Source organism: Aeromonas bivalvium (assembly GCF_046078285.1).
GTDB lineage: Bacteria > Pseudomonadota > Gammaproteobacteria > Enterobacterales > Aeromonadaceae > Aeromonas > Aeromonas bivalvium.
The window spans coordinates 798215-819385 of record NZ_JBGXBV010000001.1 but is presented as its reverse complement, the minus strand read 5'-3'; the positions used below and the strand labels follow the sequence as shown (position 1 = coordinate 819385).

General features: G+C 62.4%; 17 protein-coding genes and 1 tRNA gene. 12 read left to right on the top strand and 6 right to left on the bottom strand.

Annotated features, from left to right (window positions below):
• Positions 1–22: 22 nt before the first annotated feature.
• Positions 23–667 carry a phosphoribosylglycinamide formyltransferase gene (gene purN / locus ACEUCR_RS03740; RefSeq protein ID WP_408788112.1) on the bottom strand — a complete coding sequence of 215 codons (645 nt, stop codon included), beginning with the start codon at positions 665–667 and terminating at the stop codon, positions 23–25.
• 8 nt (positions 668–675) lie between these two features.
• Positions 676–1713 carry a phosphoribosylformylglycinamidine cyclo-ligase gene (gene purM / locus ACEUCR_RS03735; RefSeq protein WP_111873565.1) on the bottom strand — a complete coding sequence of 346 codons (1038 nt, stop codon included), beginning with the start codon at positions 1711–1713 and terminating at the stop codon, positions 676–678.
• A 178-nt stretch (positions 1714–1891) separates the two neighbouring features.
• Between purM and upp the strand changes: the two genes are divergently transcribed.
• The 3 genes from upp to hda all read left to right on the top strand — a co-directional run bounded on the left by upp (position 1892) and on the right by hda (position 4495).
• Positions 1892–2518 carry a uracil phosphoribosyltransferase gene (gene upp / locus ACEUCR_RS03730; RefSeq protein ID WP_041998280.1) on the top strand — a complete coding sequence of 209 codons (627 nt, stop codon included), beginning with the start codon at positions 1892–1894 and terminating at the stop codon, positions 2516–2518.
• 170 nt (positions 2519–2688) lie between these two features.
• Complete coding sequence (locus ACEUCR_RS03725) at positions 2689–3702, top strand: DUF2066 domain-containing protein (protein WP_408788109.1); 1014 nt, start codon at positions 2689–2691, stop codon at positions 3700–3702.
• Between the two features lie 91 nt (positions 3703–3793).
• Positions 3794–4495: a DnaA inactivator Hda gene (gene hda, locus ACEUCR_RS03720; protein ID WP_041998276.1), complete on the top strand. Its 702-nt coding sequence runs from the start codon at positions 3794–3796 to the stop codon at positions 4493–4495.
• Positions 4496–4717: 222 nt separating this feature from the next.
• Here hda and aceA read toward each other — a convergent pair whose 3' ends face one another.
• The 3 genes from aceA to ACEUCR_RS03705 form a co-directional block, all read right to left on the bottom strand.
• Positions 4718–6031: an isocitrate lyase gene (aceA, locus tag ACEUCR_RS03715; RefSeq protein ID WP_111873563.1), complete on the bottom strand. Its 1314-nt coding sequence runs from the start codon at positions 6029–6031 to the stop codon at positions 4718–4720.
• A 73-nt stretch (positions 6032–6104) separates the two neighbouring features.
• Positions 6105–7712, bottom strand: coding sequence for a malate synthase A (gene aceB, locus ACEUCR_RS03710; protein ID WP_408788106.1), 1608 nt, complete (start codon positions 7710–7712; stop codon positions 6105–6107).
• Positions 7713–8758: 1046 nt separating this feature from the next.
• Positions 8759–8835 (bottom strand) — tRNA-Pro (locus tag ACEUCR_RS03705).
• Between the two features lie 238 nt (positions 8836–9073).
• Between ACEUCR_RS03705 and tadA the strand changes: the two genes are divergently transcribed.
• The 9 genes from tadA (at position 9074) to ACEUCR_RS03660 (ending at position 20326) form a co-directional block, all read left to right on the top strand.
• Positions 9074–9586 carry a tRNA adenosine(34) deaminase TadA gene (gene tadA, locus ACEUCR_RS03700; RefSeq protein WP_392442820.1) on the top strand — a complete coding sequence of 171 codons (513 nt, stop codon included), beginning with the start codon at positions 9074–9076 and terminating at the stop codon, positions 9584–9586.
• A 185-nt stretch (positions 9587–9771) separates the two neighbouring features.
• Entirely contained in the window at positions 9772–12009 is a 2238-nt protein-coding gene (locus tag ACEUCR_RS03695; RefSeq protein WP_408746290.1) for an ABC transporter permease subunit, read from the top strand.
• A gap of 14 nt (positions 12010–12023) precedes the next feature.
• Complete coding sequence (pstA, locus tag ACEUCR_RS03690; RefSeq protein WP_041998271.1) at positions 12024–13673, top strand: phosphate ABC transporter permease PstA; 1650 nt, start codon at positions 12024–12026, stop codon at positions 13671–13673.
• Between the two features lie 351 nt (positions 13674–14024).
• Positions 14025–14843 (top strand): phosphate ABC transporter ATP-binding protein PstB, encoded by an 819-nt coding sequence (gene pstB / locus ACEUCR_RS03685; protein ID WP_392442303.1) that lies wholly within the window; start codon positions 14025–14027, stop codon positions 14841–14843.
• A 111-nt stretch (positions 14844–14954) separates the two neighbouring features.
• Positions 14955–15665, top strand: a complete 711-nt coding sequence (gene phoU / locus ACEUCR_RS03680) for a phosphate signaling complex protein PhoU (protein ID WP_041998267.1) — start codon at positions 14955–14957, stop codon at positions 15663–15665.
• A 189-nt stretch (positions 15666–15854) separates the two neighbouring features.
• Positions 15855–17174 (top strand): hemolysin family protein, encoded by a 1320-nt coding sequence (locus ACEUCR_RS03675; protein ID WP_041998265.1) that lies wholly within the window; start codon positions 15855–15857, stop codon positions 17172–17174.
• An 18-nt stretch (positions 17175–17192) separates the two neighbouring features.
• Entirely contained in the window at positions 17193–17735 is a 543-nt protein-coding gene (locus ACEUCR_RS03670; protein WP_408788103.1) for a hypothetical protein, read from the top strand.
• 275 nt (positions 17736–18010) lie between these two features.
• Positions 18011–18913, top strand: a complete 903-nt coding sequence (locus ACEUCR_RS03665) for a homocysteine S-methyltransferase family protein (RefSeq protein ID WP_408788099.1) — start codon at positions 18011–18013, stop codon at positions 18911–18913.
• Between the two features lie 9 nt (positions 18914–18922).
• Positions 18923–20326, top strand: a complete 1404-nt coding sequence (locus ACEUCR_RS03660; RefSeq protein ID WP_408788096.1) for a basic amino acid/polyamine antiporter — start codon at positions 18923–18925, stop codon at positions 20324–20326.
• An 89-nt stretch (positions 20327–20415) separates the two neighbouring features.
• Here ACEUCR_RS03660 and ACEUCR_RS03655 read toward each other — a convergent pair whose 3' ends face one another.
• Positions 20416–21159: an amino acid ABC transporter ATP-binding protein gene (locus tag ACEUCR_RS03655; RefSeq protein ID WP_041998257.1), complete on the bottom strand. Its 744-nt coding sequence runs from the start codon at positions 21157–21159 to the stop codon at positions 20416–20418.
• Between the last annotated feature and the right edge of the window lie 12 nt (positions 21160–21171).

Here is a 21171-nt window from a genome sequence, read left to right as displayed (position 1 = left end):
TTTCCTGCTGCCTGCGCGCGGCTCAGACCTCGTCGCTGGCATGGCCAGCCGGGCCCAGCAGGGCGTCATCGAGCCAGGCGCCCTCGCCATCGCAGCGCAGCCGTCCCTGACAGAACCACTGCACCACCAGGGGGTAGAGGCTGTGCTCCTGGGTCTGGACCCGGGCAGCGACATCCGCCGCCTCGTCTTCCGGGAAGATGGGCACCCGGGCCTGCAATACCACGGGGCCGCCATCCAGCTCTTCGGTGACGAAGTGGACGCTGGCACCGTGCTCGTCATCACCGGCATCGATGGCGCGCTGGTGGGTGTGCAATCCCTGGTATTTCGGCAGCAACGAGGGATGGATGTTGAGCATCCGCCCCTGATAGTGACGCACCAGGTCCCCGGTCAGGATCCGCATAAAGCCGGCCAGCACGATGAGATCGGGCTGGTGGCTGTCGATGCGGGCCATCAGGGCGGCATCATAGGCCTCTCGGCTGTCGAAGCCCTGGTGGGACAGCACCTCGGTTGCCACCCCGGCCTGCTCGGCCCGTACCAGACCATAGGCATCGGCCTTGTTGCTGATGACGGCCACAACCTGGCCGTCGATCCTGCCCTGGGCGCAGCCATCCAGGATGGCCTGCAGGTTGCTGCCGCTGCCGGAGATCAGCACCAGAATACGGGTCATGGGACGGCTCATCGGATGATGACCTGCTCCTCACCATCGGCCGCCTTGGCGATGTGGCCGATGTGCCAGGCGTGCTCGCCCTCTGCCTTGAGCAGGGTCAGTGCCTTGTCCAGCTCGCTGGCGGGCAGGGCAATGATCATGCCGACGCCGCAGTTGAAGGTCCGGTACATCTCGTGGCGGGTGACGTTGCCGGCCTGCTGCAGCCAGCTGAACACCGCCGGCCATTGCCAGCTCTGCTCGTCGATCACCGCCTGGGTATTGGCAGGCAGCACGCGGGGGATGTTCTCCCAGAAGCCGCCGCCGGTGATGTGGGACAGGGCGTGGATCTCGCACTCCTTGATGAGCTTGAGCACGGGCTTGACGTAGATGCGGGTCGGCTCCAGCAGGGCGTTGGCCAGGGTGGTGTCACCCAGGGGCTGATGCACGTCGGCCTGGGAGACTTCCAGGATTTTGCGAATCAGGGAGAAACCGTTGGAGTGGGGGCCGCTGGCGGCCAGGGCGATCAGGGCATCCCCTTCGCCGACCTTGCTGCCGTCGATGATCTCGCTCTTCTCCACCACACCGACGCAGAAACCGGCGATGTCGTAGTCTTCCCCTTCATACATGCCCGGCATCTCGGCGGTCTCGCCGCCCACCAGGGCACAGCCTGACTGTTCGCAGCCGGTGCCGATGCCTGTGACCACGGCCGCGGCCGTGTCCACGTCCAGCTTGCCGGTGGCATAGTAGTCGAGGAAGAAGAGGGGTTCGGCGCCTTGCACTATCAGGTCATTGACGCACATGGCCACCAGATCGATGCCCACGGTATCGTGCTTCTTGAGATCGATGGCCAGGCGCAGCTTGGTGCCCACCCCGTCGGTACCTGAGACCAGTACCGGCTCCTTGTAGCCCGCAGGAATTTGACACAGGGCCCCAAAGCCGCCAAGACCACCAAGGACTTCAGGACGACGAGTGCGCTTGGACACGCCCTTGATGCGTTCAACCAGTGCGTTGCCGGCATCGATATCAACGCCAGCATCCTTGTAGCTCAGTGAGGTTTTGTCAGTCACGCGAGTAGTCCCCGTCATGTATAGAGGTGGAGGGTAAAATTCGGGGCGTATTCTACCAGCCGGTGCCGAAAACCTGAAAGGAAATCGTTTGCGCGTTTTTGCCGGGAAATGCTCTACAGATGGCGCTTTTTGTTGTATGATTCCGCGATTTTTCTTGCGGCAGTTAGAGGAGATAATAATGAAGGTCATCGAAGCCAAGCACCCCCTGGTCAAACACAAGATTGGTCTGATGCGCGAAGGCGACATCAGCACCAAACGCTTCCGTGAATTGGCCAAGGAGGTCGGCAGCCTGCTGACTTATGAAGCCACCTCTGACTTTGAAACCGAGAAGGTCACCATCGACGGCTGGAATGGTCCGGTGGAAGTTGACCAGATCAAGGGCAAGAAAGTGACAGTCGTGCCCATCCTGCGTGCCGGTCTGGGCATGATGGACGGCGTGCTCGAGCACATGCCGAGCGCCCGGGTCAGCGTGGTCGGCATCTACCGCGACGAAGAGACCCTGCAGCCGGTGCCCTACTTCGAGAAGATCGTCAGCAACATCGAGGAGCGTCTGGCCCTGGTCATCGACCCCATGCTGGCCACCGGCGGTTCCATGATCGCCACCATCGACCTGCTCAAGAAGAAGGGCTGCCACTCCATCAAGGTGCTGGTGCTGGTCGCCGCCCCGGAAGGGCTCAAGGCCCTGGAAGCGGCCCACCCGGACGTGGAGGTCTACTGCGCCGCCATCGATGATGGCCTGAACGAGAAGGGCTATATCGTCCCGGGTCTGGGGGATGCCGGGGACAAGATCTTCGGTACCAAGTAAGCCCAGGCGCATTCCCGTGCCAATTGCGAAGCCGACCCCTGGGTCGGCTTCGTCGTTTGCGGCGCGTTCTTGAGCGTCTTGCCGGTCTCATTGCGGGCGCCCGACTTGCTGGCAGGCGTGGCTTGCCGCTACCATGGCGCTATTCCATCTTTGCCAGAGAGTCCTTGCCCATGTTCAAATTCCTGCTCGCCTGTTGTGGTGCCCTGTTTGCCTGCGCCGTGGGGGCCGCCCAGCTCGATGATCTCTATCAGGGAGTGGCGCCCACCAGCGGCGACATGCAGGCGGCTCAGGGTCAGGCCCTGGCCCAGGTGCTGATCAAGGTGAGCGGCAAGCGTGACATAGTGGACAAGCCCGAGGTGGTCAAGGCGCTGGCGGATCCCAAGGCCTTCGTGCAGCGCTATGGCTATCAGGACGAGGGGGAGGTGAAGCTGCTCAAGGCAAGCTTCATCCCGGCCAAGGTCAATGCCCTGATCGCGGCCAGCGACTACGCCCTGCTGGGCCCGGCCCGGCCGCAGCTGGCGCTCTGGCTGGTGGAAGATGGCGCCGAGCGGCGCATCATCTCGGATCAGTCCGGCGATGGCTGGTCAACGGCGCTGCGCAGCCAGGCCCGGATGCTGGGACTGCCGGTCAGCATTCCGCTGATGGATCTGGATGACAGCATGGCGGTCAGTGCCACCGATGTCTGGGGCCGCTTCGCCGGTCCCATCCTCAAGGCCAGCCAGCGTTACGGCGCCGAGATGGTGTTGCTGGGCCAGCTGGTGGCCAGGGAGGAGGGGTGGAGCCTGAGCTGGACCCTCTATGGTCCCAAGTCGGGCGCGGCCGAACCCTTGACCCGGGGGGAGGCGCAAGGCTCCCGGGAGGAGGTGGCCAGCCAGCTTGTCGACGGCCTGGCTGCCTGGCTGGTAGAGCAGTACGGCGCTCGCCTGGGGGCGACCAGCTCGACCCAGACCCTGCTGGTGGAAGGGGTGCAGGGCATAGATGAGATGATCAGCCTGCAGAAGCTGCTGCAGGGCATGGCCAGTGTCAGCCAGGTCACCATAGGCCAGCTCGATGGGGACAAGGTGAACTTCTCCCTCACCTTGCAGGGGGAGCAGGCCGATCTCGTCCGCAGCCTGGAGCTGGAGCCCAGGTTGCAGCCTCTGCCTGCCGAGGGAAGCCTGCGCTACCAATGGTCGCAGCGCTGACCCAGAGGCCGCCGGACGTGGGCCCGGCGGTTCTCTATCGGGCCGGGCAATGTTACACTAGCCCGCAAATGTCACAGTCAAAGCCCAACGAGTGAAGCAACCGGCCCAACTGTCTTTAGCCGTACAACTCCCGGATGATGAAACCTTCGTCAGTTTCTATCCCGGCAACAACGCCCATCTGATCACGGCCCTCAAGAATGCCGCCATCGGTCAGGGTGCGCCTTTCCTCTATTTCTGGGGCGCCAAGGGGTCGGGCCGCTCTCACCTGCTCCATGCCACCTGCGCCGAGGTCAATGCCCGGGATGCCGCCGCCGCCTACCTCTCCCTCGACCAGTTCGAGCAACTCGACCCCAGCATGCTCGATGCCCTGGAAAGCCTGCCCCTGGTCTGCCTCGACAGTCTGGAGGCCATCGCCGGCAACGCGCTGTGGGAGCGGGCCCTGTTCGATTTTTACAATCGCTGGCAGGAGAAGGGGGAAGGAACCCTGGTGGTCACCGGCTGCAGCGCACCGCGCAAGCTGGGGCTGCAACTGCCGGATCTCGCCTCCCGCCTCGATTGGGGGGTGAGTTTCCACCTCGACGAGCTCGACGACGAAGGCAAGCTCAGTGCCCTGCAACTGCGGGCCGAGCTGCGTGGCTTCAAACTGCCCATCGACGTGGGCCGTTTTCTGCTCAATCGCCTGTCCCGGGACATGCGCACCCTGCTCACCACCCTCAATCAGCTCGACAATGCCTCCTTTCGCGCCAAGCGCAAGCTCACCATCCCCTTTGTCAAAGAGATCCTCGAACTCTGAGCCCACGGTGATTACCTGTCTGTGTCGTCTCCTTGAGGGGCGAGCAAAAAGAAACCCCGGCACCAGGCCGGGGTTTTTGCTCGAGCGAGATGGCTCGCGTCATGGGGCGATCAGTGGAACTGGTCTTCTTCGGTGGAACCCGTTAATGCGGTCACCGAGGACTAACCGCCCTGGATCGCTGGCTGAAGGGGTCACCTTGTCGACACCACTCCAGCCATCACCTTAGTGGAACTGGTCTTCTTCGGTGGAGCCGGTCAGCGCGGTCACCGAGGACTGGCCGCCCTGGATGACGGTGGTCACCTTGTCGAAGTAACCGGTCCCCACCTCCTGCTGGTGCGCCACGAAGGTGTAGCCCCGCTCGGCAGCGGCGAACTCCGGCTGCTGCACCATCTCGACGTAGTGCTTCATCCCCTCGCCGCGGGCGTACTGGTAGGCCAGCTCGTACATGTGGAACCACATGTTGTGGATGCCCGCCAGGGTGATGAACTGGTACTTGTAGCCCATGTCGGACAGCTCCTGCTGGAAGCGGGCGATGGTGGCATCGTCCAGGTTCTTCTTCCAGTTGAAGCTCGGCGAGCAGTTGTAGGCCAGGATCTTGTCCGGGTACTGGGCCTTGATGGCCTCGGCAAACTTGCGCGCCTCGTCCAGATCCGGTTTGGCGGTCTCGCACCACACCATGTCGGCATAGGGGGCGTAGGCCAGGCCACGGGAGATGGCCTGCTCGATGCCGGCCTGCACCTTGTAGAAGCCCTCGCTGGTGCGCTCGCCGGTCAGGAAGCCGGCATCGTAGGGGTCCGCATCCGTGGTCAGCAGATCCGCCGCGTTGGCATCGGTGCGGGCGATCACCAGGGTGGTGGTGCCGCAGACGTCAGCCGCCAGGCGCGCCGCGACGAGTTTTTGCACCGCCTCCTGGGTCGGTACCAGCACCTTGCCGCCCATGTGGCCGCATTTTTTCACCGAGGCGAGCTGATCTTCGAAGTGTACGCCGGCGGCGCCCGCTTCAATCATCCCCTTCATCAGCTCGAAGGCGTTCAGCACGCCGCCGAAACCGGCTTCCGCATCCGCGACGATGGGCAGGAAGTAGTCGATGAAGCCCTTGTCCTCTGGCCCCACCTTGTTGGCCCACTGGATCTGGTCGGCGCGGGCGAAGGAGTTGTTGATGCGCTCCACCACCGAGGGGACCGAGTTGGCCGGGTAGAGGGACTGATCCGGGTACATGGTGGAGGAGAGGTTGTTGTCCGCCGCCACCTGCCAGCCGGAGAGGTAGATGGCTTCGATGCCGGCCTTGGCCTGCTGCACCGCCTGGCCGCCGGTCAGGGCGCCGAGACAGTTGACATAGCCCTTCTTGGCGCCGCCGTTGATCAGCTCCCACAGCTTGTCGGCGCCGCGCTGGGCCAGGGTGTGCGCCGGTTGCAAGCTGCCGCGCAGGTTCACCACGTCCTCGGCGCTGTAGCCGCGTTTGATCCCTTTCCAGCGGGGGTTCTCTGCCCAGTCTTTCTCGATAGCCTGGATCTGTTGCTCACGGGTCAGTGCCATATCAGTTCCCTCTTTCATTGATTTCACGTGTCCATTGACTTGTTATTGGCGAGCCCCCTCCGGGGCCCGTGATTCAGAGCCGCTCGTAACCGGGCAGCGTCAGAAAATCGATCAGGGTATCGGCGCAGGTGATCTCTTCCATCAGCTCGCTCGCTTCCAAGAAGCGCCCGGCCTGCCAGCGGGCTTCGCCCACTTCGCGTCTGACCACCTCCTGCTCCTCGGCCAGCATCTGGCGGAACAGCGCCTTGGTGACCGCCTGGCCGTTGGAGAGGGTCTTGCCGTGGCGGATCCACTGCCAGATGGAGGTACGGGAGATCTCGGCGGTGGCGGCGTCTTCCATCAGGCCGTAGATGGGCACGCAGCCGTTGCCGCCTATCCAGGCTTCCAGGTATTGCAGGGCGACCCGGATATTGGTACGCATGCCCGCCTCGGTGCGCTCCCCCTCGCAGGGGGCCAGCAGATCGGCGGCCGTGATGGGGGCATCCTGCTCGCGCAGCACGCCGATCTGGTTGCTGGCGCCCACCGCCATGGCGGCGTTGAACACCGCCATGGCGGTATCGGCCAGACCGGGGTGGGCCACCCAGGTGCCGTCGTGGCCGTTGTCGGCCTCACGCTGCTTGTCAGCCTTCACCTTGGCAAATACCTGTTCATTCACCGCAGGATCCTTGGCCGGAATAAAGGCGGCCATGCCCCCCATCGCCAGGGCGCCGCGCTTGTGACAGGTCTTGATGAGCAGGCGCGAGTAGGCGGAGAGGAACGGCTTGTCCATGGTGACCACCTGGCGATCCGGCAGCACCCGGTCAGGATGGTTCTTCAAGGTCTTGATGTAGCTGAAGATGTAGTCCCAGCGGCCGCAGTTCAGCGCGACTATGTGATCCTTCATCTGATAGAGCAGCTCGTCCATCTCGAATACCGCCGGCAGGGTCTCGATGAGGACGGTGGCCTTGATGGTGCCGCGGGGCAGACCGAACCTGTCTTCGGTCCAGGCGAACACCTCGCTCCACCAGCGCCCCTCCAGATGGCTCTGCAGCTTGGGTATGTAGAAGTAGGGACCGGAACCCTTGGCCAGCAGCGCCTTGTGGTTGTGCAGGAAATAGAGGGCGAAGTCGAACAGGCCGCCGGGGATGGGCTCACCGTCGAAGGTGACGTGCTTCTCCGGCAGATGCAGACCACGGACCCGGCAGATGAGCACGGCGGGATTGGGGTTCAGGGTATAGGATTTCCCCTCCGGGCTCTGGTAGGCAATGGTGCCATTGACCGCATCGCGCAGGTTGATCTGACCCTCGATCACCTTGTTCCATGCCGGTGCCAGGGAGTCCTCGAAGTCGGCCATGAACACCTTGACGTTGGCGTTGAGGGCGTTGATCACCATCTTGCGCTCGACCGGCCCCGTGATCTCGACGCGGCGGTCCTGCAGATCGGCGGGAATGCTGCGCACCGTCCAGTCGCCATCGCGAATATGGGCGGTTTCGGGCAAAAAGTCAGGCAACTCGCCACCATCGATACGGGCCTGGCGGGCGATGCGTTGCTTGAGCAGGGCCTCACGCTGGGGAGCGAAATGTTCCACCAGCTCCGACACCAGGGCCACCGCTTCCGGCGTCACTATCTGTGCATACTCGGGTTGCATGGGGCCTTGGATGCGAAGGCGATCGCTGCAGAGGGGCTGGGCCGGTGCCGACATGGGGTCACTCCTGTGAAAAGTTACATTTAGAACTCAATAACTACGACTAAAGTCGAATCCCTGTTCAGTGTTCTTGCGAGAGAGGCAAGTAACATGGATGTTACGGTGCTGAAAATAATCAGTAACGTCAACTTGTTTTTTTAAACGCATGTTTTCATGTGGTGGTTAAGTTGATGTTTTTTATGGGATTGAATGAGTTGAGCAAAAGCTCAAGCTAGATGGATATGCTCTCGCGAGAGGGGCGGTTGCCGACTGCTCTGCTGGGGTGCCTGGTCAAGGTGATTTTGTTGCTAATTACGTAATTTTATTACATATGCAAGGGGAGATCCCGACTCGACTCCAGGCTGAAAGTAAACGGCTGTATGAATGGGGTCGCCTCGGGCACGGGCCGACCAGGGGCTTGTCTGGCAAGGGAAAACAGGCTCTGTTTAAAACTGGGGGAGGGGAAGACGCTCGGGTGGAGCCGACGTTGGGACAAGTCCGGAATTGGAGCGCAATAACGTAGGTTTGTATCGGATGCCAGCGAGGACGTCTTGGGCCCAGGCACGGCGGCATCAGTAGGATGAACTGTTATTTCACGTTAATGCAACAGATAACACTTTTTTAAGGGCACCCCCGCAATGGGGGGCGAGAAGGGGGTGAAGGGAGATGGCGTGTCCCCTCAATACTCTTCATCGGGCTCGGCGAGATCTATGATGTCGAGGCGAACGACCTGTTCATCATCGGGTTCCTGGGCGGGGGTATGGGGGGGATGCTGGGTGGTCATGTCTGCTTGCCTCTGGGTAGATTGCAAGCCGGTGGGGAGCTTCCTTACCCCGAATTTTTCCGCATCCCTGCAGCGCGTGCCGGCACAAAGGCGCATATCCTAGCGGCTAATTGGCAAAGGCTCAAGCGGTTCTGTACAAAAAGTGGCCCGACCTTGATGCGACTATCCACTAAGGGGGAAGTGATCACCGTATTACGGGTGTGGCTCCGGCTCATCGAGGCGCGTTGATGCGGGCAAAAAAATAGCCCAGTCGCGAGACTGGGCTATTTTCGGGGAATGATGGTCGGCGTGAGAGGATTCGAACCTCCGACCCCTGACACCCCATGACAGTGCGCTACCTGGCTGCGCTACACGCCGACTGCGTCAACCTTGGCTGACGGAGGTGAAGTCTAATGAGATGGTCCTTTCGGCGCAAGTCCTTTTTTATCAGAGAGATGCCGACTGCTTCTTTATTGCGCAACCCAGATGTTTCTTGGGCAATCCGGGGGGATTTGGCATAATCGCCCCCCATTTCAACCGGCCTTGCGGACCGGTTGTCGAGCAATCTTTTTCACACTGGCTGTTTTCAAAAAGGGGAGCGACGTTGGACGCCGAGATGTCTGCACAGGATGAAATCTGGATGAGACACGCCATGGCCCTGGCCACCAGGGCGGAGGAGATGGGGGAGATCCCGGTCGGCGCCGTACTGGTGCTGGGGGATGAGGTGGTGGGAGAGGGGTGGAATGGCTCCATCACCGGCCACGATGCCTGCGCCCATGCCGAAATCATGGCGATCCGGGCTGCCGGCGTGCGGCTGCAAAATTATCGTCTGCTCGATACCACCCTCTATGTGACCCTGGAGCCCTGCTGCATGTGCGCCGGCGCCCTCATCCACAGCCGAGTCAAGCGGGTGGTGTTCGGGGCGACGGATCCCAAGACGGGGGCGGCGGGATCCGTGTTCAACATATTGCAAGACCCCCGCCACAACCACAGGGTGGCGCTGTGCGGTGGCGTACTGGCCGAGGCGTGTTCCGCCCAGCTCTCCGCCTTCTTCAAGCGCCGCCGCGCCGAGCAGAAGGCGGCAAGGAGCCGGCCCTCTGTCGAAGGGCTCCCCCCCGGGCAGGGGTGAGGGGCTCATCTGCTTTCCTCCCTGGGTGGTCATCGGGGAGGAAACATCAATTTCATGTTGTTATTCAGCCAGTTGACCGTTTCACTCTCGGCTTTCCAGCCGCAATAAACTCCCGCCCAATGTAACAAAACTGTCATGCAACCGCCATATAATGCCGCCAAGCCTAGCTCACATTGAGGTTTTGCATGTCATCGGAATCGATTCACCTGATCATGGCGGGCAGCAGAAAGCGCCGGATCAAGGACACATTGGCCAAATATGGCGTCACCACGGGGGGAACCCTGGTCCTGGTGGCGCTCTTGCTCATCTTCTTTTATCTGCTCTATGTGGTGAAACCCATCTTCAATGGTGCCTCCATGGAGCCGCTCGCCACTTTCTCCTTGCCCGTCAAGGACAAGACCGCCTGGATTGGGGTCGAGGAGCAAAACGAGATAGGCTATCGCTTCAGCGACAAGGGGGAGGTCAACTTCTTCGCGCTGCAAGACGATGCCCGCTTCAAGGTGGGGCAGGCCATCGCTCAGGCCCAGGTGCCGGGCGAGATCAGCGCGGTGGCGATCCCGACCCCGGGCAAGGCCTACCTCGCCTATGGTTTCAGCGATGGCAAGGCCCTGGTGGTGGAGCCCAGGTTCAAGGTGAGCTACCCGGGGGACGTGCGGCTGATTGAGCCTCAGCTCTCCTATCCGTTCGGTGAGGCGCCCATCACGGTGGATCCCGAGGGCAAGCCCCTGAGCCAGCTGGTGTTCGAGGCAGCCAAGGACAAGATGGTGGCGGCCGCACTGACCCAGGATGGCCGTGGCGTGATGGCGGTGCTGAGCGGCGAGGAGAACTTCATCTCGGGCGAGGTGGAGTGGACCAGCCAGAGCTACCCGATCCCGGCGCTGCCCCGTCAGGTGGATCAGATGCTGTTGACCCCCAACCTGCGCATCCTGCTGGTGCGCTCGGGCAACCGTCTCTCCGTCTATGACATCCAGAACCTCAATGACATCCAGCTGCGCAGCGTGCTCGACATCAATGCCCCGGATGCCAACGTCACCCAGCTGGCGCTGCTGGCGGGGGCCTCCTCCATCCTGGTGGGCAATGACAACGGCGTCATCTCCCAGTGGTTCGAGGTGGCCAAGGGGGGCAAGCGCGAGTTCACCTACATCCGCGACTTCAAGAGTGACGGCGCCGTGGCGCAGCTCACCCCCGAGCTGTTTCGCAAGGGGTTTGTCGCCGGCAGCCAGGATGGCGCCATCAACTTCTTCCACGCCACCGGTGAATCCAGGTTGCTCGGCGAGAAGATTGACGGCGGTGCCTTCAACGGCCTGGCGATCTCCCCCCGCAACAACCTGTTGCTGCTGCAACAGGGCAATAAGATCAAGACCTTCTCGGTCGAGAACGAGCACCCCGAGGTGACCTGGTCCGCCCTGTGGCAGGAGGTGTGGTACGAAGGCTATCCCGAGCCCATGTATGTCTGGCAGTCCACCTCCGCCAGCAACGACTTCGAGCCCAAGCTGAGCCTGATCCCCATCTCGTTCGGTACCCTGAAGGCGGCCTTCTACGCCATGCTGTTCGCGGTGCCGCTCGGGATCGCGGGGGCCATCTATACCGCCTACTTCATGTCCGCCGGCATGCGCAAGTTCGTCAAGCCGACGGTGGAGATCATGGAGGCGTTGCCCACCGTGATCCTGGGCTTCCTGGCCGGTCTGTGGCTCGCCCCCATCGTCGAGGATTATCTGCCCGGCATCTTCATGATGCTCATCATGCTGCCCCTGGGCATGCTGCTGACCGCCCTGGCCTGGCATGGGTTGCCGGGCAAGCTCAAGCAGTGCGTGCCGGAAGGGAGCCAGGCGGTATTGCTCATTCCTGTGGTGCTCTTCATCGGCTGGCTGGCCCTGACCCTGAGCCCGGCGGTGGAGCATGCCTTCTTCGGTGGCGATACCCGCAGCTGGCTCACCAACGAGATGGGCATCAAGTTTGACCAGCGCAACTCCCTGGTGGTTGGCATCGCCATGGGCTTTGCGGTCATCCCGACCATCTTCTCCATCGCCGAAGACGCTGTCTTCTCTGTGCCCAAGCATCTCACCCAGGGATCCCTGGCGCTCGGGGCCACCCCCTGGCAGACCCTGACCCGGGTGGTGATCCTGACCGCGAGTCCGGGCATCTTCTCGGCGGTGATGATGGGCCTTGGCCGCGCCGTGGGCGAGACCATGATAGTGCTGATGGCCACCGGCAATACCCCCATCATGGACTTCTCCATGTTCCAGGGGCTGCGCACCCTGGCGGCCAACATAGCGGTGGAGATGCCGGAGTCGGAAGTGGGCAGTTCCCACTATCGGGTGCTCTTCCTCGCGGCCTTCGTGCTGTTTGTGTTCACTTTTCTCGTCAATACCCTGGCCGAGTTCGTCCGCCAGCGTCTGCGTGAAAAATACAGTTCCCTGTAGTGAAGGAATCGACAATGGGTAAGTGGTTTAAATCAGGGGCCCCCTGGATCTGGATGACGGGCGGTGCCGTCAGCCTGAGTCTGGTCGCCGTGTTGGGTCTGTTGTTGCTCATCGGCTGGCGTGGTCTGGTCTACTTCTGGCCGCACCCCATCTATGAGTGGCAGGTGCAGGGTGCCGACGGCAGCAAGAGCGTGCTGATCGGCGAGATCAACGATCGCGAGCTGGTGCCGGTGGAGCGTCTGCGCGCCTCCGGCCTGGCCCTGGCCGGCGAGGAGCGCACCGATCTGACTCGCTATCTGGTCAAGACCGGCAACCGCGAGTTCGTGGGGCTGGATTTTCGCTGGTTGCTGGAGACCGACATCCTCTCCCGCAGCCAGCCCAAGGAGCTGGCGGTGCTCGAGCGCAGCACCAATGGCAACTTCTATGGCTACATCAGCTCGGTGCGCGAGGATGGCAAGGTCATAGACCAGGATCTGCATCAGGTCGTGGCGCGGATGCTGGATCGCAGCAACCGGCTCTCCGAGCAGGCCAATGATCTGCAAAAGGGCAAGATAGGCAGCATCAACTATCAGCTCGAGAAGCTGCGCCTCAAGGAGCGCAAGGCCGAGCTGGACGATGAGCTGACCGATGAGGTCAAGGCGGATCTCGCCCGCCAGCGGGATGCCCTCAACGCCGACTATCAGGTGCTGGAAAAAGAGCTGTTTGAGCTGAGGCGCCAGGCGGATCGTGACGCCATCACGGTCAAGGATATGCGTGGCGAGCAGGTGACCATGCCCATGTCCAGGGTGCTGGATGTGGTCTGGCCCAACGACATGAGCCTGCTGGGCAAGATAGGTCACTGGTTCCATCAGATAGGCAAGTTCGTCAGTGGCGAACCCCGTGAGGCCAACACCGAGGGCGGCGTCTTCCCGGCCATCTTCGGCACCGTCTTCATGGTGATACTGATGGCCATCATAGTGACCCCGCTCGGGGTGGTTGCCGCCGTCTACCTGCACGAGTACGCGGGCAAGAACGGCCTGACCAAGCTCATTCGCATCGCGGTGATCAACCTGGCGGGTGTGCCCTCCATCGTCTACGGCGTGTTCGGCCTGGGCTTCTTCGTCTATACGCTCGGTGGTTCGCTGGATCAGCTGTTCTACCCGGAAGCGCTGCCGAGCCCGACCTTTGGCTCCCCTGGCGTCATCTGGTCCGCGCTGACCCTGGCCATCCTGACCCTGCCGGTGGTGATCGTCTCCACCGAGGAGGGGCTGGCCCGGATCCCGAGCACGGTACGCCAGGGCTCCCTGGCCCTGGGGGCCACCCAGGCCGAGACCCTGTGGCGCATCGTGCTGCCCATGGCGAGCCCGGCCATCATGACCGGCCTCATCCTGGCGATAGCGCGTGCGGCAGGTGAAGTGGCGCCCCTGATGCTGGTGGGGGTGGTGAAGCTTGCTCCCACGTTGCCGATGGATGGCAACTTCCCCTATCTACACGTGGAGCGCAAGTTCATGCACCTGGGTTTCCACATCTATGATGTGGGCTTCCAGAGCCCGAACGTGGAGGCGGCGCGGCCCCTGGTCTATGCCACCTCCTTCCTGCTGGTGACGGTGATCGTCGGCCTCAACCTGACGGCCATCGGTATTCGCAACCACCTGCGCGAGAAATTCCGCTCTTTGGAACATTGATACGGCGGTCTGGACTGATGTCGAGACAAGATATGAACGGCATCAAGCCGACCGACATCACAGGTATCCGCAACCACCTGCGTGAGGAATTCCGCTCTTTGGAACATTGATGCGGCGGCCTGGACTGATGTCGAGACAAGATATGAACGACATCAAGCCGACCGACATCACAGGTATTCGCAACCACCTGCGTGAGACATGCCGCTCTCTGGCACCTTGATACGGCTGGCCAGAGAGACAAGAGTGAGGTAGCAGATGCGCGGCCCGAGAGGGGTCGCCATCTTCTGCACCAATGACATGAGGGTCGCTGGCAAGCGCCCGGCCACCCCAGACAAGATTTAGAGGTAACAGATGATCAACGTGACGCCGACTCCGACCCTGCACAAGTCCCTGGATCTGAACAAGCTGACCCCGGAGCAGACCGCACTCGAGGTCAAGGATCTCAACCTGTACTACGGCAGCAAACAGGCGCTGTTCAACGTCAACATGAAGATCCCCAAAGGCCAGGTGACCGCCTTCATCGGCCCGTCCGGTTGCGGTAAATCCACCCTGCTGCGCTGCATCAACCGGATGAACGATCTGGTGGAGATCTGCCGCATCGAGGGGGAAATCCAGCTGCATGGCCACAACATCTATGACAAGAGCGTGGATGTCTCCGCCCTGCGTCGCCGGGTCGGCATGGTGTTCCAGCGCCCGAACCCCTTCCCCAAGTCCATCTACGAGAACGTGGTCTATGGCCTGCGTCTGCAGGGGATCAACGACAGGCGCCAGCTGGACGAGGCGGCCGAGCGCTCCTTGCGCGGCGCGGCCCTGTGGGACGAGGTGAAGGATCGCCTGCATGACAATGCGTTCGGCCTCTCCGGCGGTCAGCAGCAGCGGCTGGTGATCGCCCGGGCCATCGCCATCGAGCCGGAAGTGCTGCTGCTCGATGAGCCGACCTCGGCGCTGGACCCCATCTCGACCCTCACCATCGAGGAGCTGATCAACGAGCTCAAGAGCCAGTTCACCGTGGTTATCGTCACCCACAACATGCAGCAGGCGGCGCGGGTATCGGACCAGACCGCCTTCATGTACATGGGCGAGCTCATCGAATACGCCGACACCAACACCATCTTCACCACCCCGGCCAAGAAGAAGACCGAAGATTACATCACGGGTCGTTACGGCTAAGGCATGCTTGGTGCAACAAGGATCATTGGTATGAACAAGATGAGCATCAATAAACAGATTGGCGGTCGGTTCAACGGCTAAGGCATAATCGGAGCAACAAGGATTATTGGTATGGACAATATGAATCTCAACAAACACATCTCCGGTCAGTTCAATGCCGAGCTCGAGAGCGTGCGCAATCAGGTGCTGGTGATGGGTGGCCTGGTGGAGCAGCAGCTGACCGACGCCATCGCCGCCATTCATGGTCAGGATCTGGAGGCGGCGCGCAAGATAGTGGCCAACGACCACAAGGTCAACGCCATGGAAGTGGCCATCGACGAGGAGTGCACCCGCATCATCGCCAAGCGTCAGCCGGCAGCCTCCGATCTGCGCCTGGTGATGGCCATCATCAAGACCATCACGGATCTGGAGCGCATCGGCGATGTGGCGGACAAGATAGCCCGCATGCTCACCGACAACGCCAACAAGCCGCAGCCGCCCCTGGTGTCGCTTGAAAACATGGGCCGTCGCACCATCAAGATGCTGCACGACGTGCTCGATGCCTTCGCCCGCATGGATCTGGAGGCGGCCATCACTGTCTACAAGGAAGATGACAAGGTCGACCGGGAGTACGAGTCCATCATCCGCGAGCTGATGACCTACATGATGGAAGATCCCCGCACCATCCCCCAGGTACTCAACGTGCTGTGGGCGGCGCGGGCCATCGAGCGGGTGGGGGACCGCTGCCAGCACATCTGCGAATACATCATCTACTTCGTCAAGGGCAAGGACGTGCGCCACACCAAGGTGGACGAGATCAACGACCTGCTGGGCAAACCCTGATGAAATGAATAAAAAGGCGCGCTGAGCGCCTTTTTTATTGCATTGCGCGACAAGTTGAGATAGCGCGCCCAAAGGGGCGCTTTTCTGCTAGAATACGGCCCCTGTGTGAGTCCCGGATGGACTCACGGTCCGGTTTCCCGGGCCCAGTTTGCCGTCTTGTGTCAAGGCGGCTGTAGCAATAGGTCAATCATGAGTTTTGCCGATAGTCTGTTTTTACTGCTGCTGCTGGTTGCCGGCAGCGTGTTCTTTTCCCTCTCCGAGATCTCCCTCGCCGCTTCCCGCAAGATAAAATTGCAGGTGATGGCCGACGAGGGCAACCGCCAGGCCGCCAAGGTGCTGGCCTTGCAGGCCCAGCCGGGTAACTTCTTTACCGTGGTGCAGATAGGCCTCAATACCGTCGCCATTCTGGGCGGCATATTGGGCGAGTCCGCCCTCAATCCCGCCATCAAGGGGCTGATCGCCGCCATCTATCAGGGGCCCTGGCTCGGGGAAATCAGCTCCATCGCCTCCTTCGTCTTTGTCACCGGCATGTTCATTCTGCTGGCGGATCTGATGCCCAAGCGCCTGGCCATGACCATGCCCGAACGGATCGCCGTGGTGGTGGTGCGCCCCATGATGCTGTTCGTGGTGCTGTGGATGCCCCTGGTGTGGTTCTTCAACGGCATGGCCAATGCCCTGTTCCGCCTGCTGCGGGTCTCCATGGTGCGCAACGACGAGATCACCTCGGACGACATCTATGCGGTGATGGACGCGGGGGCCGCTGCCGGCGTGTTGCAGCGCGAGGAGCATCAACTCATCGAGAACGTGTTCGAGCTCCAGTCCCTCGGCGTCACCTCCGCCATGACGGCGCGCGAAAGCCTCATCTACTTCACCCTGCAAGAGAGCGAAGAGAGCATCAAGGCCAAGATAGCCGAGCATCCCCACAACAAGTTCCTGGTGTGCGACCACAACCTCGACAGCATCAAGGGCTTCGTCGATGCCAAGGAGCTGCTGATCCGCGTCATCGGCGGCCAGAGCATAGACCTCATCGGCGGCAACCTGGTGCAGAACGTCATCATCATCCCGGATACCCTGAACCTCTACGAGGCCATGGAGTACTTCAAGAATCATCGTGGCGATTTCGCCGTGGTGATGAACGAGTACGCCCTGGTGGTGGGTATCGTCACCATGAACGATCTGATGAGCACCGTCATGGGGGAGTGGGCCACCCACGTGGTGGAAGAGCAGATAGTCCAGCGGGACGAGAACTCCTGGCTGGTGGACGGCGTCACTCCCATCTCGGACGTGATGCGGGCCTTCGACATCGAGGAGTTCCCGGAGAGCCAGAACTACGAGACCATCGCCGGTTTCATCATGTTCATGCTGCGCAAGATCCCCAAGCGGACCGACTCGGTCAAATACGCCGGATACAAGTTCGAAGTCGTCGACATCGACAGCTACAAGATTGATCAACTGCTGGTCACCCGGGTAGAGGCCGCACCGGCCGAGAAGCCCGCCCAGGAATCGTAAAGGAGTTCATCAGGAGTCATGAAGATGCCGTCTTATTCTCGTGCGTTCGCTTGCTTGGTCCTCGCCCTGGCGCTGGGGGCCTGCAGCCAGAGCGCCCCTCGCAAGCCGGTTGTCGCCCCCAAGCCGGTGACCCCCAAGGCGGCGGTGGTAGCGCCGCAACCGGATCCCGATGCCGTGGTGCAGAGCGATGCCGCTCAGCCTGCCCCTACCTTTGACGAGGAGTACCATGGCCCGGATCAGGGGTCGCTGGAGTCGGTGACGGCCCTGTTCGCCCGTGGCTACATCGAATCCGCCATGCGTGAAACCATGCTGGCGGCGGTGCAGACCGATTATCCCCTGCTCGGCATGCGCGACGTGCGCATGAGCGATCCCGTGTCCAAGTTCCTCGGCTCTCCCCAGGCCAGCAAGCTGGCCCATGACTACCTGAGAGCCGGGGTCGAGCGCCGTCTCGGCCATCCCTTGAGCCAGGCCCGCTGGCAGGGGATCTGGCAGGGGCTGCCGCGCCAGGGCCGGGTATCCGACTGGAGCAAGCAGCTCAAGCGGGTGCTGGCGGGGCGTTGAGCCCGGGCCATTCACCCACCATGCAAGGCAAGAGGTCACCCCCTGGGGTGGCCTCTTGCCATTCTGGCCTTTCCATGACGAGGACTCGCTCTGTGCGCCGTCCTTTACCGCCCTCATCTTGCGTTTGCCCGGATTTGTTCGTCGCTCCCGATTGCGTCCCTCTGTGCTTTGGGGCATGATGTCACGGATTTCTAGCCGTCTAGATGTTTTGATGGCTTTAATGTGACTTCACACAATAAACACCCGCCATGACGGGGACACGCAGAGAGACAGAGATGGAAAAACAGGATTTGTGGGTACTGGATGGCGGCATGGGCCGCGAGCTGGCGCGCCGTGGTGCACCCTTTCGCCAGCCGGAGTGGTCGGCCCTGGCCCTGATGGAGGCGCCAGAGACGGTGCGCGAGGTGCACCGGGCCTTCGCGGCGAGCGGTGCCCGGGTCATCACCACCAACAGCTATGCCCTGGTGCCGTTTCATATCGGTGACGCACGCTTCGCCGCGGATGGCGAGCGACTTGCGGCCCTGGCCGGGCAACTGGCGCGGGAGGTGGCCGACGAACAGAAGAGGGCCGTCAAGGTGGCCGGCTCCTTGCCACCGCTCTTTGGCTCCTATCGCGCGGATCTCTATCAAGCCGATCGGGTGAGCGAGCTGGCGACCCCGCTTGTCCGGGCCCTGTCACCCCATGTGGATCTCTGGCTGGCCGAAACCATGAGCCTCATCGCCGAGCCCCTGGCCCTCAAGGCCCTGCTGCCCGAGGACGGCAAGCCGTTCTGGGTCTCCTTCACCCTGGAAGACGAGGCGCCGGGCAGCGAGCCCAGACTGCGCTCCGGGGAGCGGGTGGCCGATGCCGTGACCGCGTTGGCGTCGGCCGGGGTGGACGCCATCCTGTTCAACTGCTGCCAGCCCGAGGTGATTGAAGGGGCGCTCAAGGTGGCGAGCGCCGGCTTGCAGGCCCTGGGGCGCAGCGGCATTCGCCTCGGCGCCTATGCCAACGCCTTCCCGCCCCAGCCCAAGGAGGCCACCGCCAACGACGGCCTGGACGAGATCCGTGGCGATCTGGGGCCGCTGGATTACCTCGGCTGGGCCGAGCGCTGGCGCGCGGCCGGGGCCTCTCTCATCGGCGGCTGCTGCGGCATAGGCCCGGAACACATCGAGGCGCTGGCCAACCGGCTGCGTTAGGGAGAGCCCATGAAAGAGAGCAAGATAGGGTTCTGGTCCCTTACCGCCCTGGTGTTCAGCTCCATGGTGGGGGCCGGCATTTTCAGCCTGCCCCAGAACATGGCCGAGGTGGCCGGGGCCCGCGCCGTGCTGATCGGCTGGGGCGTGACCGGAGTAGGCATCCTGGCGCTCGCCATGAGTTTTCTCTATCTGTCGCGGCTTAAACCCGAGCTCGACGGCGGCATCTACAGCTATGCCCGCGCCGGCTTTGGCGATCTGGTGGGCTTCTTCTCCGCCTGGGGCTATTGGCTCTGCGCCACCATCGGCGTGGTGGGCTATCTGGTGATCGCCTTCGCGGCGCTGGGCAGTTTCGTCGACACCCCTGACAATGTCTGGTTTGGTGACGGCAACACATTGGCGGCTTTTGTCGGCGAGTCCTGCATCCTCTGGGCGGTGCACCTGCTGGTGGCCCGCGGCGTGCAGCAGGCGGCCCTGTTCAACCTGGTGGCGACCCTGGCCAAGAGCCTGCCGCTGCTGCTGTTCATCCTGTTCGCCTGCTACTGGTTCGATCCTGTCACCTTCGCGGCGGATCAGCAGGGCAGCACCCTGGCGGTGCCGGTCTCCGAGCAGGTGCGCAACACCATGCTCATCACCCTCTGGGTCTTCACCGGCATCGAGGGGGCGGCTGTGCTCTCGGCCCGGGCCAGAAACAGGCGGGACGTGGGCACGGCCACAGTGCTCGGCGTGGTGCTGGCGCTGCTGCTCTATGTGCTCATCTCTGTGCTGGCGCTCGGGATATTGAGTCGCCCCGAGCTCGCGGCCCTGCCCAACCCCTCCATGGCGGGGTTGATGGCCCAGATGACGGGCTCCTGGGGCAAGGTGCTCATCAGCGTCGGCCTCATCGTCTCTGTGCTCGCCTCCTACGTGAGCTGGACCCTGTTCTCGGCCGAGGTGCCGTTCAGCGCGGCGCGCCACGGCGCCTTCCCGGTCATCTTCCGGCGCCAGAACCGTAGCGGCACCCCCATAGCGTCCCTCTGGCTCACCAGCCTGACGGTGCAGGGCTGTCTGCTGCTGGTGTGGCTGCTCGGCAAGGGGTACACCAACCTGCTGCTCATCTCCACCTCCATGATCCTGGTGCCCTATCTGTTCATCGGCCTGTTCCTGCTCAAGCTCTCCTTGAGTGGAGAGGGCAATGGTCGGGTGCGGGCGGTGGCCCTGGTATCGAGCGGTTACGGTCTCTGGCTGCTCTACGCCGCCGGGGTGGAGTACCTGCTGCTCTCCTTGTTGCTTTACGGGCCGGGTCTGCTGCTGTTTCTCTACAGCCGCCGTCAGCTCGGGGCGGATCAGCGGCTCAGCGGGCGCGAACGGCTGCTGGCCGGTGTCACCCTGGTGGCCCTGGTACCGGCGCTCTGGTCCTTCACCCACCAGATTTGACGGGAGAGGGGCCAGGCCCACGCCAAGCGATAAGATAAAGGGGGGCCGTAATGGCTCCCCTTTTTCGCTATCCGATGGGCCTCCTCGCGCTAGAGCACCTGGCTCAGGAACTGGCGCAGACGGGGGGAGGCGGGGTTGTCGAAGAAATCGGCGGGCTTGTCATCCACCAGCAGCTCGCCGCGCTCCATGAACAGCACCCGGTCCGCCACTTCCCGGGCAAAGCCCATCTCGTGGGTCACCACCACCATGGTCATTCCCTCGCGCGCCAGCCCCTTCATGACATCCAGCACCTCCCCTACCATCTCGGGGTCCAGGGCGCTGGTGGGCTCGTCAAACAGCATGATGCGCGGCTGCATGGCCAGCGCCCGGGCGATGGCCACCCGTTGCTGCTGGCCGCCGGAAAGCTGGGACGGGTAGCTCTGGGCCTTGTCAGAGAGGCCCACTTTCAGCAGCAGGGCCTTGGCCCGCTCCTCGGCCTCCTGGCGGGGCAGGCCGCGCACCTTCTGGGGGGCGAGAGAGATGTTGTCCAGCACGCTGAGGTGGGGGAAGAGGTTGAAGGACTGGAACACCATGCCCACCTCTTCCCGCAGCTTGTTGACATCCCCGGGCTCGGTGAGGCTGATGCCATCGACCAGGATCTGGCCGTCGTTGATGGTCTCGAGCTGGTTGAGGGTGCGCAGGAAGGTGGATTTGCCCGAGCCGCTCGGGCCCACGATCACCACCACTTCCCCTTCGGCCACCTCTGTGCTGACGTTCTTGAGGGCGTGCACCTGGGTGCCGTAGAACTTCTCCACGCCGCTCGCTTTGATAATGGGATCAGTTGCTGCGCGCATATTTCACCTCCA